Below are 13,675 nucleotides of genomic sequence, written 5' to 3'. Positions count from 1 at the left end.
ACGCCGCGAGGGGGAGAAAAAGCCGTCGCCGCCCCTATCGGTTCAGCGTGTGGATGGCGTGACCGAGCGCGTGCTCGGCGGCCTCCATCACGGCCTCGGAGAGCGTCGGGTGCGTGTGGATGGTCGCGGCGACGTCTTCGAGGGTCGCGCCCATCTCGATGGCGAGTCCGAGTTCCGCGACGAGCTCGCTCGCCTCCGGCCCGACGATCTGCGCGCCCAGGATGAACCCGGAGTCCTCGTCGGCGACGATGCGGACGAACCCGTCGTCGTTGCCGGTGGTGAGCGAGCGCCCGGACGCCCGCATCGGGAAGTTCCCGACCGCGGGAGAAAAGCCGGCGTCTTCGGCTTCCTGTTCGGTCATCCCGACGGTGCCGATTTCGGGGTCGGTGAAGACGGCCGCGGGCACGGCCTGGTAGTCGAGCGCGGCCGGTTCGCCCGCGATGGCCTCCGCGGCGACCTGCCCCTCCTTCGAGGCCTTGTGCGCGAGCATCGGGCCCGTCGCCACGTCGCCGATGGCGTACACGCCCGCCACGTCGGTCTGCGCCTGCTTGTCCGTTTCGAGGTGGCCGTCCTCGTTCGGTTCGAGGCCGATTGCGTCGAGGTTCAGGGTGTCGAGCACGGGCTGGCGGCCGACCGCGACGAACGCCTTCTCCGTCGCGTACTGGAACTCCTCGCCGTCCTCGTTTTCGGTGGTGACGACGATGTCGCCGTCGCGTTTCTCCCAGTCGCTCGCCGCCTCGCCGAACCGGAAGTCGATGCCGAGATCCTCGGCGTTCTGTCGGACGACGCTCGTCACGTCCTCCTCGTAGCCCGCGAGGATGTCGTCCAGCATCTCCACGACGGTCACGTCACACCCCATCTTCGCGAGCACGGTCGAGAGCTCCATCCCGATGTACCCGCCGCCGACCACGACCATCGACTCCGGCACGCGGTCGAGGTCGAGCACGTCCCGCGAACTCAGGACGTGCTCGCCGTCGTACTCGAACCCGGGGACTTCGATGGGGCGACTCCCGGTGGCGATGATGGCGTTCTCGAACTCGATGGTCTCCGAGCCCTGGCCGTCGCCGCCGTGCGCGACCCGGAGCTTGTTCTCGCTCTCGAACTCCGCCACGCCCTCCACGAGGTTCACGCCGTTCGCCTTGCAGAGCTTCTCTACGCCCGACGTGAGCTGGTCGACGACGCCGTCCTTCCACGTCGTCATCTGGTCTACGTCCACCTTCACGTCCGCGTGAATCCCCATCTCTTCTGCGGTGTCGGCCTCGTACCCCACGTCCGTCGCGGTGATGAGGGCTTTCGAGGGGATGCAGCCGTAGTTCAGGCAGGTGCCGCCCCACGCGTCCTTCTCGATGAGCGTTACGTCCAGGCCGAGCTGGCCGGCGCGAATCGCGGCGACGTACCCGCCGGGGCCGGCGCCGATTATCGCGAGTTCCGTTCCGGTTGAGACATCTCCGACGACCATTATTCGAGTAGAAGCATGCTGGGGTTCTCCAAGTACTCTTGGACTGTGTTCGCGAACTCCGCCGCCACCGCGCCGTCGATGACGCGGTGGTCGATGGACAGCGACAGCGGCAGCGTCTCCTTCGCGACGACGTCGCCGTCCTCCGCCACGGGCCGCTCTTCGAGCGCGCCCAGGCCGAGAATCGCGGTCTCGGGGTAGTTGATGATGGGGGTCGCGTACTCGCCGCCGATAGCGCCGAAGTTCGTGAGCGTGAACGTCCCGCCCTGCATCTCCTCTCGACTGATAGAGCGGTCGCGCGCCTTCTCGATGAGGTCGCGCATCTCCGCGGCGATGTCGGGAATCGACTTTTCGTCCACGTTCTTGATGACGGGCACCATCAGGCCCGCGTCGGTCGCGACGGCGATACCGATGTTGTAGTAGTTCTTCAGGACGATCTCCTCGTTCTCCTCGTCCAACTGGGAGTTGAGGTACGGGTGTTGTTTGAGGCCGGCGACCACGGCTTTCACGATGAACGGCATGTAGGTCAGCCGGAAGCCCCGCTCCTCGGCGACGGGCTTCAGTTCCTCGCGCACGTCCGCGAGCGCGTCCACGACCGCCGTGTCGTGGTGCGTGACGTGCGGCGCGGTGTACTTCGACTCCGCCATCTGTTTCCCGATGGTGCGCCGGACGCCCCGGTAGGGCACGCGCTCCTCGCGCTCGCCCGACTCGCCGTCGGCGTCGCCCGACCGCACCTCGGCGGTGTCAGCGGCCTGCGCGGCCTGCTGGGCTTCGGCGTACTCGCGGACCGCCGCCTCGCTCACGAACGCGCCGTCCTCGCGCTCCTCGCTCGCCGGCACGTCGTCGAGGCTCACGCCGAGCTCTTCGGCCACCCGCCGCGTCGCCGGGGCCGCGAGCGTCTTCTCCCGGCCCGCCGCCTCCACCGGTTCGGCCGACGCGGCCTTCTCGTTAGTGGCGGCCGACGCGGCCGACTTCTCGTCCTCCTCACTGACCTTCGTCACCGCGGACTTCGGCGCGGACGCCTCCGCGCTCTCCTCGCCCGACTCGGCGGCCGCGCGAACGTCGCCCTCGGTGATGCGGCCGCTCGGCCCGCTCCCCGAGACGGTACTGAGGTCGACGTCGCGCTCGCGCGCCAACCGCCGCACCGACGGCGGGGCGAACGTCCGCCCCGACCCGCTGGACGCGGCGGACGCGGCATCCGCGGTCTCCGTGTCCGCGTCCGCGTCCGCGGCGGACGTCTCGTCTCGCTCGGGAGCGGCGTCGAGGTCGTCCTCGCCTTCGACGTTGAACGTCACGATGACGTCCCCGACGGGAACCACGTCGCCCTCCTCGTAGTGCAGTTCCTTCACCGTCCCGTCGTAGGGAGACGGGACTTCCACGACCGCCTTGTCCGTCTCGACCTCCGCGACCGGCTGGTCTTCCTCGACCGTGTCGCCCTCGCTGACGAGCCACGCGACGATTTCGCCCTCCGCCACGCCCTCGCCCACGTCGGGCAGTTTGAATTCCGTCGGCATCTCTAGAACTCCACGACGTTCCGCAGGCCTTCAGCGATTCGGGCCGGCCCCGGCGTGTAGTAGTCTTCGAGCGCGTACAGCGGGAACGGCGTGTCGAAGCCCGTCACGCGCTCTATCGGCGCTTCCTGGTGGAGGAGCGCGCGCTCCTGGAGGGTGGCGGCGATTTCGCCCGCCAGCCCGCCCGTGAACGGCGCCTCGTGCACGACCGCGGCGCGCCCGGTCTTCTTGAAGGACTCCACGATGGCCTCCTCGTCCATCGGACTGAGCGTCCGCAGGTCGACGACCTCCACGTCCATCTCGTCCGCGACGGTCTCCGCGGCTTCGAGCGTCGGGCGCGTCATCGCCCCCCACGTGAACACGGACACGTCGCTCCCCTCGCGGCGCACCGACGCCTCGCCGAGCGGGATCTCGTACGGGTCGTCCGGCACCTCCTCGCGGAACGCGCGGTAGATCTTCTTCGGCTCGAGGAACACTACGGGGTCGGGGTCGCGAATCGCCGAGATGAGGAGTCCCTTCGTGTCGTACGGCGTCGAGGGGACGACGACCTTCAGACCGGCCTCGTGGGCGTAGAACGCCTCCTTCGACTCCGAGTGGTGCTCGGGCGCGCGGATGCCGCCGCCGTACGGCGCGCGCAGCACCATCGGGAGCGTGTACCGCCCCCGGCTTCGGGTGCGCATCCGGCTCATGTGACTCACGATCTGGTCGAATCCCGGGTACATGAAGCCCGAGAACTGGATTTCGGGAACGGGCTTCAGGCCGTACGCGGCCATCCCCACCGACGTTCCGATGATGCCGGACTCGGCGAGGGGCGTGTCGATGACGCGGTCGTCCCCGAACTCCTCGTGGAGCCCCTGGGTCGCGCGGAACACGCCGCCGTTCTTCCCGATGTCCTGCCCGAGCGCGACCACGTCGTCGTCCGCGGCCATCGCGTCCCGGAGGCCGTCCCGTACCGCCTGCACGAGCGTTAGGTTCTGTGTCTCAGTCATCTCAGTCCTCAAGCATCTCCTCGTCGCCGTGCTTCTCCCGTATCCCCTCGAACTCCGCGAGCTGGCGTTCGAGCCGGGGCGTCATCTCCTCGTACACGTTCTCGAACATCTCGCGCGGGTCGGGTCGCGGCGTCGACTCCGCCGCCTCGATGGCGTCCGCGACGCGCTCCTCGACTTCGCCCTCGATTCGCTCCACGGACTCGTCGTCGAGACGGCCCGTGTCGCGGAGGAACGTCTCCAGGCGCGGAATCGGGTCTTTCGCCCGCCACTTCTCGACTTCGGCCTCCTCGCGGTAGACCGAGGGGTCGTCGGCGGTCGTGTGCGCGCCGAACCGGTACTGGACGGCCTCCACGAGCGTCGGCCGGCGCTCGCCCTCGCCCGGGTTCTTCGCCTTCTCCAGCGCGGCCTCCGTCGTCGCGTACACCGCGAGCGGATCCATCCCGTCTATCTGCACGCCGTCGAACCCGTACGCGGTCGCCTTCTGCGCGATGGTCTCCGACGCCGTCTGGCGGTCTCTGGGAACCGAAATCGCCCACTGGTTGTTGTTGCAGAAGAACACGTTCGGCGTGTCGAACACGCCCGCGAAGTTCAGGCCCTCGTGGAAGTCGCCCTCGGAGGTCGCGCCGTCCCCGAAGTAACAGAGGAATCCCTTCCCCGACTCGTCCTTCAGTTTCGACGCCCACGCCAGTCCGGTCGCGTGCGGAATCTGGCTCGCGATGGGAACCGCCGTCGTGAACACGTTCGCGTCCTCGGGCACGTCGTTCCCGTGCTCGTTCCCCATCCAGAGGAGGAGCGTTTGCTTCAGCGGGACGCCGTGGACGAGCGTCGCCGCGTGCTCGCGGTAACTCGGGACGAGCCAGTCGTCGTCGTCGAGCGCCATCGCGCTCCCGACCTGCGCGCCCTCCTGCCCGGAGAGCGGGGGATACGTACCCATGCGGCCCTGTCGCTGGAGGCTCACCGCGCGCTGGTCGAAGTGACGCGCGAGCTTCATCGTCCGGTACATCTCCACGAACGCCTCGTCCGAGAGATCCGGGACGGACGCGCCGTCGACGACCGCTCCGTCCTCGTCGAGGATGCGGAAGCGGTCGTCCGGTTCGCGGTCTAGTATCGAAGTCACGGGCATCCCCGTCCTTGCATAGTAATAATTGCCACATCCCGCACCATATGGTTTTCGTAACGAGCCGTCGCGACCCGCGATTCGTGGACTTACGTCCACTAACTGTGGTGGGAAGCGTACACTGTCGAAAAAGCATCCTCGTTTCCGGAAGAACAGCTCTCTCGAACGGGCGGGGTCGGACGAGACTGGACGAACGTCCTATTCGCCGGCGCGGGCGCGCGCCGTCTCCCGCGCCTCCGCCACCGACCGGTCGTCCCGCCGCAGCGCGTCCACGAACAGTTCGCCCGCGCGGTACGACGACCGCACCATCGGCCCGCTCGCGCAGTAGAGGAATCCCAACTCCTCTTCTGCGACCGCCCGCCACGTCTCGAACTTCTGCGGATGCACGTAGTCCGCGACGTCGAGGTGCGACCGGCTGGGCTGGAGGTACTGCCCGAGCGTCACCACGTCCACGCCGCGCTCCCGGAGGTCGCTCAACGTCTGGTAGACCTCGTGGTCGTGCTCGCCCACGCCGAGCATTATCGAGGTCTTCGCGTACACGTCCCGCGCGCGCCCGACCTGTTCGAGCACCGAGAGCGACTGCTCGTAGCCCGCGCGCCGGTCGCGAACCGGGAACTGCCGGCGCTCCACCGTCTCCACGTTGTGCGCGATGACGTCCGGGCCCGCGTCGATGATCCGCTGGACGAGGTCTTCCTCGCCCCGGAAGTCCGGAATCAGGGACTCCACGAGGATGTCCGGGTCGCGCTGCTTTATCTCGCGGATCGTCTCCGCGAAGTGGCTCGCGCCCTGGTCGTCGAGGTCGTCGCGGTCGACCGACGTGAGCACCACGTAGTCGAGGCCGATTTCGGCGACCGCCTCTGCGACGTTCGCGGGCTCGTCCGGGTCGAGCGCCTCCATCCCCCCCGTCTTCACGTCGCAGAAGTTACACCCGCGACTGCAGCGGTCGCCCATCAGCATGAACGTCGCCGTCCCCGGGCCGTCCCGGCCGCTCCAGCACTCGCCCATGTTCGGACACGACGCCTCCTCGCAGACCGTGTGGAGGTCGTGGTCGCGCAGGGTTCGCTTTATCTCCGTGAACCGCTCGCCGGACGGCGGCCGCATCTTCAGCCAGTCCGGTTTCCGTCGGCGACTCATACCCTAGCCTTCGGGCGCGACGGCAAAAGCGTGGGGTTCCCGCGCCCCGCTCGCGATATCCATAGATTAATGAACATTCCGGGTAATTTGGCCATAACTCCGGTATTGAACTATGTTTGACGTATCGAACGAAGATATGGTCGAGGGTCGTCTCACGCGCACCCTCCTCCTCCTCGCCGCACCGCTCGTCGCGCAGAACTTCGTCGCCGTCGCCCAGCAGGTCGTCGACGTGTTCTTCGTCGGACGCGTGGGCGAGGACGCGGTCGCCGGCGTCGGCCTCGTCGTCCCGCTGACCGCGCTCTCGCTCGTCCCGGCGATGCTCGCCATCACCGGCACGCACGTCCTCACCTCCCAGCGCCTCGGCGCGGGCGACGACGAGGGCGCGCGCCGCGTCGTCTGGGCGGGCGTCGTCCTCTCCATCGCGCTCCAGATCGTCGTCGCCGTCGTCGCGCTCCTGTTCGCCGACACGCTCGTCTCCCTGCTCGGCGCCGACGGCGCGGTCGCGGACTACGCCGCCATCTACCTCCAGGTGTACGCCGTCGGGACGCTCGCCGCCGGCGCGAGCGACGTGCTCGAAATGGGATTGCTCGCGTCCGGCGACTCGACGGCCGCGCTCTACATCAACCTCGCCTCGTTCGGATCGAACCTCGTCCTCGACCCCTTCCTCATCCTCGGCTGGGGCCCCATCCCCCGCCTCGAGGTGTTCGGCGCGGCGCTCGCCACCGCCCTCGGCTTCGTGTTCGGTCTCCTGATCGCCGTCTCCGTCACGTTCCGCGGCACCCGGAACTTCTCGCTCTCCCCCGGGTCGTTCACGTTCGACACGGACGTGGCGCGCGAGATGGTGTCCGTCGGCTGGCCCGCTGCCGGCCAGCGCACCGCCCGACACGCCGCCCGCGTCGCGGTCATCGCCGTCGTCTCCTTCACCGCCGGGTCGGCCGGCCTCGCCGCGTACACCGTCGGGGCGCGCATCTCCACCGTCGCGTTCGTCCCCGCCATCGGCCTCGGGAACGCCGCGACCAGCGTCGTCGGACAGAACCTCGGCGCGGAGAACACCGACCGCGCCAGACGCACCACGTGGGTCGCCGTCGCTGTCGCCGTCATCGGGCTCTCCGCGTTCGCCGCGATCCAACTCGCGATACCCGAAACCATCGCCACCGTGTTCGCGCCCACGCTCACCGCCGAGGGGCTCGCGCTCACCGCGGACTACCTCGTGATTCTCGCGTTCGGGTACTGGGCGCTCGGCGCGATCTACACCGTCGAATCCGGGTTCAACGGCGCGGGCAAGACCGACGTGTCGATGTACGCGACGATGCTCCAGTACTGGGCCGTCCGCGTCCCCGTCGCCACGGTCGGTTCGGGAATCCTCGGCGTCGGCCTCGGGTACGGCGTCCACGCCGTCTTCTGGGCGGTGACGCTCTCGAACGTCGCCGCCGCCGTCGGCCTCTGCGTCTACTTCTGGTACTCCACGACAGACGGCATGCTCCGCCGCGCGGCCGACAGCGCGAGCGCGGACTAGAGAGAAACCCCTTTCCCCGGGCGTCGGCTTCCCCACACCAATGGAGGTCGCCGAAGCGGTTCCGGAGTTCGCGGACGCCTTCCCCTTCGAGGAGTTCAACGAGATGCAGTCCGAGGCCGCGCCGGCGCTCCTCGACACCTCGGAGAACGTCGTCGCGTCCGCACCGACCGGGTCCGGGAAGACCGCGCTCGCCGAACTCGCCATCTGCAAGACCCTCCGCGAGAGCGGCACCGCGGTGTTCATCGCGCCCCTGCGCGCGCTCACCAACGAGAAGGAATCGGAGTGGGAGCGCTTCGAATCCCTCGGCTACTCCGTGTACGTCGTCACGGGCGAACGCGACCTGAACCCCCGGCGCGCCGAGCGCGCGGACGTGCTCGTGATGACGCCGGAGAAACTCGACTCCGCCACTCGAAAACACGACAGTCCCCGGTACTCGTTCGTCACGGACGTAGACCTCGTGGTCATCGACGAAGTCCACCTCCTCGACTCCGAACACCGCGGGTCGGTGCTCGAAGTCGTGGTCGCGCGGATGCGGCGGCTCTGCGACCCCCGGGTCGTCGCGCTCTCCGCGACGATGCCGAACATCGGCGACGTGGCGAACTGGCTCGACGCGCCCCCGGAGACGACGTTCGAGTTCGGGGACGACTACCGGCCCGTCGACCTGCACGCGGACGTGCGGACGTACACGCACGGCGACAACGCCTTCGCCGACAAGTACAGGCGGCTCTTTACCGCGCTCGACCTCGCGGAACCCCACCTGCGCGAGGACGGGCAGGCCTTGGTGTTCGTCTCCAGCCGCCAGGACACCGTGCAGGCCGCGAAGAAGTCCCGGGACGAGATCGCGGAACGCGACATCCCGATGGGCGCGCGCGGCGACTACGACTTCCACACCGAGAGCGAGCAGTTGGACAACAGCACGCTCCGGAAGTCCGTGCTGGACGGCGTCGCGTTCCACCACGCCGGGCTCTCCACGAACGACAAGAACCTCGTCGAGCAGTGGTTCCGCGAGGGCAAAATCGAACTCCTCTTCTCCACCTCGACGCTCGCGTGGGGCGTCAACCTCCCCGCGCGCTGCGTCGTGATACGGGACACGAAACTCCACGACCCCCTCGAGGGCGAAGTGGACATGAGCCCGCTCGACGTGCTCCAGATGCTCGGCCGCGCGGGCCGCCCCGGCTACGACGACGTGGGCTACGGCTGGGTCGTCTGCGACACGTCGGACGCCGACAAGTACCGCCGCCTGCTCCGGGAGGGAAAGGAGATAGAGTCCCGGCTCGCGGACAGCCTCCCCGAACACCTGAACGCGGAGGTGGCGATGGGCACCATCCGCGGCGTCGGCGACGTGATGGACTGGCTCGAAACCACGTTCTACTACCACCGCGCGCAGTCCGAACCCGACGACTACGACTTCGCCGGGCTCCGCGACCGCGTCCGCGACCACCTCGACACCCTCCGCGGCCGCGGGTTCGTCGAAGCCGACGACGACCTCGGCCTCTCGGCGACCACACTCGGTATTCTCACCTCGACGTACTACCTCCGGATGGAGACCGCCGAGGCCTTCCACGACCTCGCGACGAACGACGCCCTCGACGAGGAAGCGATACTCGCGGCGGTCGCGTCCGCCCGCGAGTTCGACAGCGTGAGCGCCCGGCAGTCCGAACGGGACGCGATCCAGTCCTCGCTCCGCGACCGCGGGAGCGACCTCGAATCCGGCCCGCGGAAGGTGCTCGCAATCCTCTACGCCAACACGCGGGGGAGCGTGCCGCCCGAACTCCGGAGCGACGCCTGGGTCATCACGCAGAACGCGCTCCGGCTGCTCGCGGCGCTCGCGGAGTTCTTCGAGCGCTTCGACCGCCCGCGCGGCGCGAACCTCGCGCACCGACTGGAGGCGCGCATCGACACCGGCGTCCCCCGGCGGGCCGTCGGCCTCACCGCCCTGGACGGCGTTGGCGCGGGCCGCGCGCACAAACTCGCCGACGAGGGAATCGAGACGCCGGCGGACGCCTACGACGCGGGCGTCGAGGGCCTCGTGGACGCCGGGCTCTCCGGCGGCGTCGCGGAGAGCGTGTACGAGCAGGCGACCGACGCCCCCCGGGTAGGCTTCGACTGGGGCGACTTCCCCGACGCCATCGCGCTCGGCGAGAACGAGCTGTGCGAGGTCGCGGTGACGAACGACGGCGGCGGCGCGAGCGCGTACGTGAGCGTGCGCGTGAACGACACCGAGATGACCGAGAAGACCGCGTTCCTCACGGACTCCCTCCAGGTTCCCGTGGGCGTGTTCGGCGCGAGCGCGGACGAACTCACCTACGAGGTCGAAGTCGTCTTCCCCGACCTCCCGCTCCTGCCCGTCTCCGAGACGCGAACGGTGCGCGTGGCGTAGGCCGAGAGTTCACGTAGGAAGCCGCGGCCACCCCGCGGTATGCAGGACTCCACCCGCGTCCTCGCCGGCGACTGCACCGTCACGTACGAGAACGGCCGCACCACCACCCAGCGCGGCGAAGTCGTCGTGCTCGTGAAACCCGACAACACCGTCCTCGTCCACGACGACGCCGGCTACCAGCCGGCCGCGTGGCTCACCCGCCCGAACTCCGTGCAGTTCGAACGCGACACGTCCGGGTTCGCGCTCGTCGCGACGAAGAACGAGGAACGCCTCCGCGTCGACTCGAACGCCGACTACGGGAGCGCGCATTATCCCGTCACGCCCGCCGGCCCCACCGTCGGCACGTGCCCGGACTGCGCCAGCACGCTCGTTCGGGACGGCGCGCGCGTCACCTGCCTCGGCTGTCGCACCGCCTACGCGCTCCCCCGGGACGCGACGCTCACCGAGACCACCTGCGAGGACTGCGGGCTGCCCACCTTCCGCGCCGACCGCGGCGACACCTTCGAATGCTGTCTCGACCGCACCTGCGACTCCCTCGACGACGCCGTTATCGGCGCGTTCGACGCCGAGTGGACGTGTCGCTGCGGGAGTCTCCTCGGCATCGAGCGGCGGCGCGCGCTCGACGCCGTCTGCCCGGACTGCGACGCCGTCTACCGAATCCCGTCCGGGGTCGTGGACGGCGCCTGCGACTGCGGCCTCCCCGCGTTCGACACGCCGAGCGGCCGGCGGTGTCTGGACGCGACCTGCGACCGCAACCAATAGGGCGCTCGGCGGCCTCTCAGCGCCCATGAACGGACACGCGCGCGACGGACTCGTCCACGTCGGCGGGGACGCCCGTCAGCGCTTCTACGACTCCCGTGGGTACGGGCGGCCGCGGGACGGCGACGACGTGGTGCTCGCGCCCGTCGAGGCCGCCCACCTCCTGTTCCGCGGCGACCTCGACGCCGTCGAAGTCGACGGGAACGACTGCGGGTTCGCGGACTACCTCGCCCGACAGAACGCGGGGTTCGGCGCGCGGTTCGTCGTGTACGCCGACCTCCGCGACCGCGGGTTCTACCTCTCGCCCGCCCGCGACGGCTGGGTCGACGATTCGGAGGGGATCGACTTCGTGGTCTACCCGCGCGGGGACGGCCCGTGGGACGACACGGAGGCGTACCGGATTCGCACCGTGAGCGAACGCGCCGACGTGGCCGCGAGCGCGCTCGGGGACGTGACGCTCGCCGTCGTGGACGAGGAGAGCGACATCACGTACTTCGAGACCGAACGCCTCGCGGTCCCCGACGACACGCCGGAGACGCCGCCCGCGGCCGACGGCGTGCTCCTCGACGACCGCGTCGTGGTCTGGGAGCCGCCCGAACGCCTCCACCACGAGTTCTTCTACGGCCAGCCGCTCACGGGACGCGCCGCCGAGCACGCGCCGCTCCAGCTGTCGCTCGTGGAGGCCGCGCACCTCGCCGCGGTCGGCGCGCTGTCCGTCGAGGGCGGCGTCGAAGCCGTCGTCGAGCGCGGCCGGGACGCCGAGGGCGGCCGGTTCGACCGCCGGCTCCGCGCGTACCGCGCGCTCCGCGACGCCGGCTACACGCCCAAGACCGGGTTCAAGTTCGGCGCGGACTTCCGCGTCTACCACGACATCGAGGACGCCGACAACCTCGGACACTCCCCCTGGCTCGTGCGCTCGCTCCCCGCCGACCACACGTTCTCCCCGCGGGACGTGGCGCTCGACGTCCGGCTCGCGCACGGCGTGCGGAAGCGAATGGTTTTTGCGCTGGACGCACAGGATTCACCCGACTGGCTCGCGGTCTCCCGACTCACTCCATGACTGACGACACACCACGCGACGACGGCACGGCCGGCGCGGACGACGTCACCCTCGACCCCTGGGGGTCGTCGACCGTCTCCGACTACGAGAAACTGTTCGGCGAGTTCGGCATCGAGGCGTTCGACGACCTCCTCGACGAGGTGCCGAACCCCCACTACCTGATGCGGCGCGCCATCATCTTCGGCCACCGGGATTACCGCCGCGTTCTCGACGCGATGCGCGCGGACGAACCGTTCGCGGCGCTCTCCGGGTTCATGCCGACCGGCGACCCCCACATCGGGCACAAGCTCGTGTTCGACGAGATAATCTGGCATCAAGAGCAGGGCGGGGACGCGTACGCGCTCATCGCCGACCTGGAAGCGAACGCCGCGCGCGGCCTCACCTGGGAGGAGATAGACGAACACTCGCGGAACTACCTCCTGAGCCTGCTCGCGCTCGGATTCGACCCCGAAGAAGGGACACTGTACCGGCAGTCGGAGAACCGCGAACTCCAGGACTTGGCGTTCGAACTCGGCGCGGAAGCGAACTTCAGCGAGCTCGAAGCCATCTACGGGTTCGGCGGCGAGACGGACGTCTCGCACATGCAGTCCGTCGTCACGCAGATGGCGGACATCCTCTACCCGCAGTTGGACGAGCCGAAGCCGACCGTGATTCCCGTCGGCCCCGACCAAGACCCCCACATTCGACTCGCGCGCGACCTCGCGTCCCGGGCTCGATACTTCAAGGTCACTGAGGCGTACGCGAGTTTCGAGCTCACCGACGACGAACGCCCGCTGGTCGCGCGCGCCTACGACGCCCGCGAGGAGTACGCGGACGACGCCGAGACGCCGCGGTGTGTCGAGGCCGCGGAGTGGCTCGCCGACCGAGGCGTCGACGCGTTCCCCGAGGGCGTGGACGAAGCGATGCTCTCCGCCACGATCGAGAAACTGGAGAACGCCGGGATGGAACCGCTTCGCCCCCGCACCCGCTTCTTCGACCGGAACGCCACGGACGACGCGTTCGAGGCGCTCATCGACGCCGTCGAGGGCGAGAAACGCGTGTTCGAGGGGCACGTGGACGCGTTCGACCTCACCGAGGCCGAGGCGCGCGACCTCGCACAGGACGTAGAGGTCGAACACGGCGGGTACGGGTTCGTCCCGCCCTCTTCGGTCTACCACCGGTTCATGACGGGGCTCACGGGCGGGAAAATGAGCTCCTCGATTCCCGCCAGCCACATCAGCCTCCTCGACGACCCCGAGACGGGCTACGAGAAGGTCAAGTCGGCGACGACGGGCGGCCGGCAGAGCGCCGAGGAACAGCGCGAGAAGGGCGGCCGGCCCGACGACTGCCCCGTCTACGAACTGTACGCGTACCTCCTCGCGGCGGACGACGACGAGTTCGCCGAGCGCGTGTACGAGGAGTGCCGGAACGGCGACCGCCTCTGCGGGGACTGCAAGGAACAGGCCGCCGAACTGATGCGGGAGTTCCTCGCCGACCACCAGGAGAAACGCGCGGAAGTCGAAGACCTCCTGGAGGACGCGGACATCCAGCTCACGTCCACGCGGGCGTAGACGACACGCTTTTGCCGCCGACGGTTGACGATTCGAGCATGGCGTCCGAATCCCACGCGCGCCGCATCGTTCGCGAAGCCGACGGTCCGGGGTTCGGGTTCTTTTTCGACCCGTGACGAGGGTGGACGCGCCGGCCGGTCGGCGCCGAAACCGCTCGTGCGGGCATCGGAACCGCTTTCCGAGTACTCTACGCGCACACGCAC

Annotated in this window: 10 protein-coding genes; 5 read left to right on the top strand and 5 right to left on the bottom strand. The window is 69.2% G+C overall.

Annotation, left to right across the window (positions count from 1 at the left end):
- Window positions 1-34: 34 nt before the first annotated feature.
- The 5 genes from lpdA to lipA all read right to left on the bottom strand — a co-directional run bounded on the left by lpdA (window position 35) and on the right by lipA (window position 6,207).
- A complete protein-coding gene (gene lpdA, locus FQU85_RS03995) occupies window positions 35-1,459 on the bottom strand; it encodes a dihydrolipoyl dehydrogenase (RefSeq protein ID WP_145844586.1) in 1,425 nt (474 codons plus the stop codon).
- On the bottom strand, window positions 1,459-2,970 hold the full coding sequence (locus tag FQU85_RS03990; protein ID WP_145844585.1) for a dihydrolipoamide acetyltransferase family protein: 1,512 nt from the start codon (window positions 2,968-2,970) through the stop codon (window positions 1,459-1,461). The genes lpdA and FQU85_RS03990 overlap by 1 nt, the downstream gene beginning before the upstream one ends.
- Before the next feature lie 2 nt (window positions 2,971-2,972).
- On the bottom strand, window positions 2,973-3,956 hold the full coding sequence (locus FQU85_RS03985; RefSeq protein WP_145844584.1) for an alpha-ketoacid dehydrogenase subunit beta: 984 nt from the start codon (window positions 3,954-3,956) through the stop codon (window positions 2,973-2,975).
- A 1-nt stretch (window position 3,957) separates the two neighbouring features.
- A complete protein-coding gene (pdhA, locus tag FQU85_RS03980; protein WP_370516764.1) occupies window positions 3,958-5,073 on the bottom strand; it encodes a pyruvate dehydrogenase (acetyl-transferring) E1 component subunit alpha in 1,116 nt (371 codons plus the stop codon).
- Window positions 5,074-5,271: 198 nt separating this feature from the next.
- Window positions 5,272-6,207 (bottom strand): lipoyl synthase, encoded by a 936-nt coding sequence (gene lipA, locus FQU85_RS03975; protein WP_145844579.1) that lies wholly within the window; start codon window positions 6,205-6,207, stop codon window positions 5,272-5,274.
- Window positions 6,208-6,319: 112 nt separating this feature from the next.
- On the opposite strand from lipA, the gene FQU85_RS03970 reads away from it, so the two are divergent.
- From FQU85_RS03970 to FQU85_RS03950, 5 genes are read left to right on the top strand one after another with little or no spacing between them, the layout of a single operon-like run.
- Window positions 6,320-7,723, top strand: a complete 1,404-nt coding sequence (locus tag FQU85_RS03970) for an MATE family efflux transporter (RefSeq protein ID WP_145844577.1) — start codon at window positions 6,320-6,322, stop codon at window positions 7,721-7,723.
- A gap of 40 nt (window positions 7,724-7,763) precedes the next feature.
- On the top strand, window positions 7,764-10,103 hold the full coding sequence (locus tag FQU85_RS03965) for a DEAD/DEAH box helicase (protein WP_145844575.1): 2,340 nt from the start codon (window positions 7,764-7,766) through the stop codon (window positions 10,101-10,103).
- A 39-nt stretch (window positions 10,104-10,142) separates the two neighbouring features.
- The gene (locus tag FQU85_RS03960) at window positions 10,143-10,865 is read left to right on the top strand and encodes an endonuclease NucS domain-containing protein (RefSeq protein WP_145844573.1); all 723 of its coding nucleotides are present in this window, start codon (window positions 10,143-10,145) and stop codon (window positions 10,863-10,865) included.
- Between the two features lie 25 nt (window positions 10,866-10,890).
- Window positions 10,891-11,922, top strand: a complete 1,032-nt coding sequence (gene endA, locus FQU85_RS03955; protein WP_145844571.1) for a tRNA-intron lyase — start codon at window positions 10,891-10,893, stop codon at window positions 11,920-11,922.
- Complete coding sequence (locus FQU85_RS03950; protein WP_145844569.1) at window positions 11,919-13,472, top strand: tryptophan--tRNA ligase; 1,554 nt, start codon at window positions 11,919-11,921, stop codon at window positions 13,470-13,472. Before endA ends, FQU85_RS03950 begins: the two co-directional genes overlap by 4 nt.
- Window positions 13,473-13,675 lie beyond the last annotated feature (203 nt).

The sequence above is a fragment of the Salarchaeum sp. JOR-1 genome (assembly GCF_007833275.1).
Taxonomy (GTDB): Archaea; Halobacteriota; Halobacteria; order Halobacteriales; family Halobacteriaceae; genus Salarchaeum.
Note: the sequence above shows the minus strand (reverse complement) of the source record. Positions and strands in the feature narration are given on the sequence as shown.

What these genes read in the sequence shown, in the direction of transcription:
- lpdA (WP_145844586.1), bottom strand. Translation starts at nt 1,459, where the DNA reads ATGGTCGTCGGAGATGTCTCAACCGGAACGGAACTCGCGATAATCGGC.
- FQU85_RS03990 (WP_145844585.1), bottom strand. Translation starts at nt 2,970, where the DNA reads ATGCCGACGGAATTCAAACTGCCCGACGTGGGCGAGGGCGTGGCGGAG.
- FQU85_RS03985 (WP_145844584.1), bottom strand. Translation starts at nt 3,956, where the DNA reads ATGACTGAGACACAGAACCTAACGCTCGTGCAGGCGGTACGGGACGGC.
- lipA (WP_145844579.1), bottom strand. Translation starts at nt 6,207, where the DNA reads ATGAGTCGCCGACGGAAACCGGACTGGCTGAAGATGCGGCCGCCGTCC.
- FQU85_RS03970 (WP_145844577.1), top strand. Translation starts at nt 6,320, where the DNA reads ATGTTTGACGTATCGAACGAAGATATGGTCGAGGGTCGTCTCACGCGC.
- FQU85_RS03965 (WP_145844575.1), top strand. Translation starts at nt 7,764, where the DNA reads ATGGAGGTCGCCGAAGCGGTTCCGGAGTTCGCGGACGCCTTCCCCTTC.
- FQU85_RS03960 (WP_145844573.1), top strand. Translation starts at nt 10,143, where the DNA reads ATGCAGGACTCCACCCGCGTCCTCGCCGGCGACTGCACCGTCACGTAC.
- endA (WP_145844571.1), top strand. Translation starts at nt 10,891, where the DNA reads ATGAACGGACACGCGCGCGACGGACTCGTCCACGTCGGCGGGGACGCC.
- FQU85_RS03950 (WP_145844569.1), top strand. Translation starts at nt 11,919, where the DNA reads ATGACTGACGACACACCACGCGACGACGGCACGGCCGGCGCGGACGAC.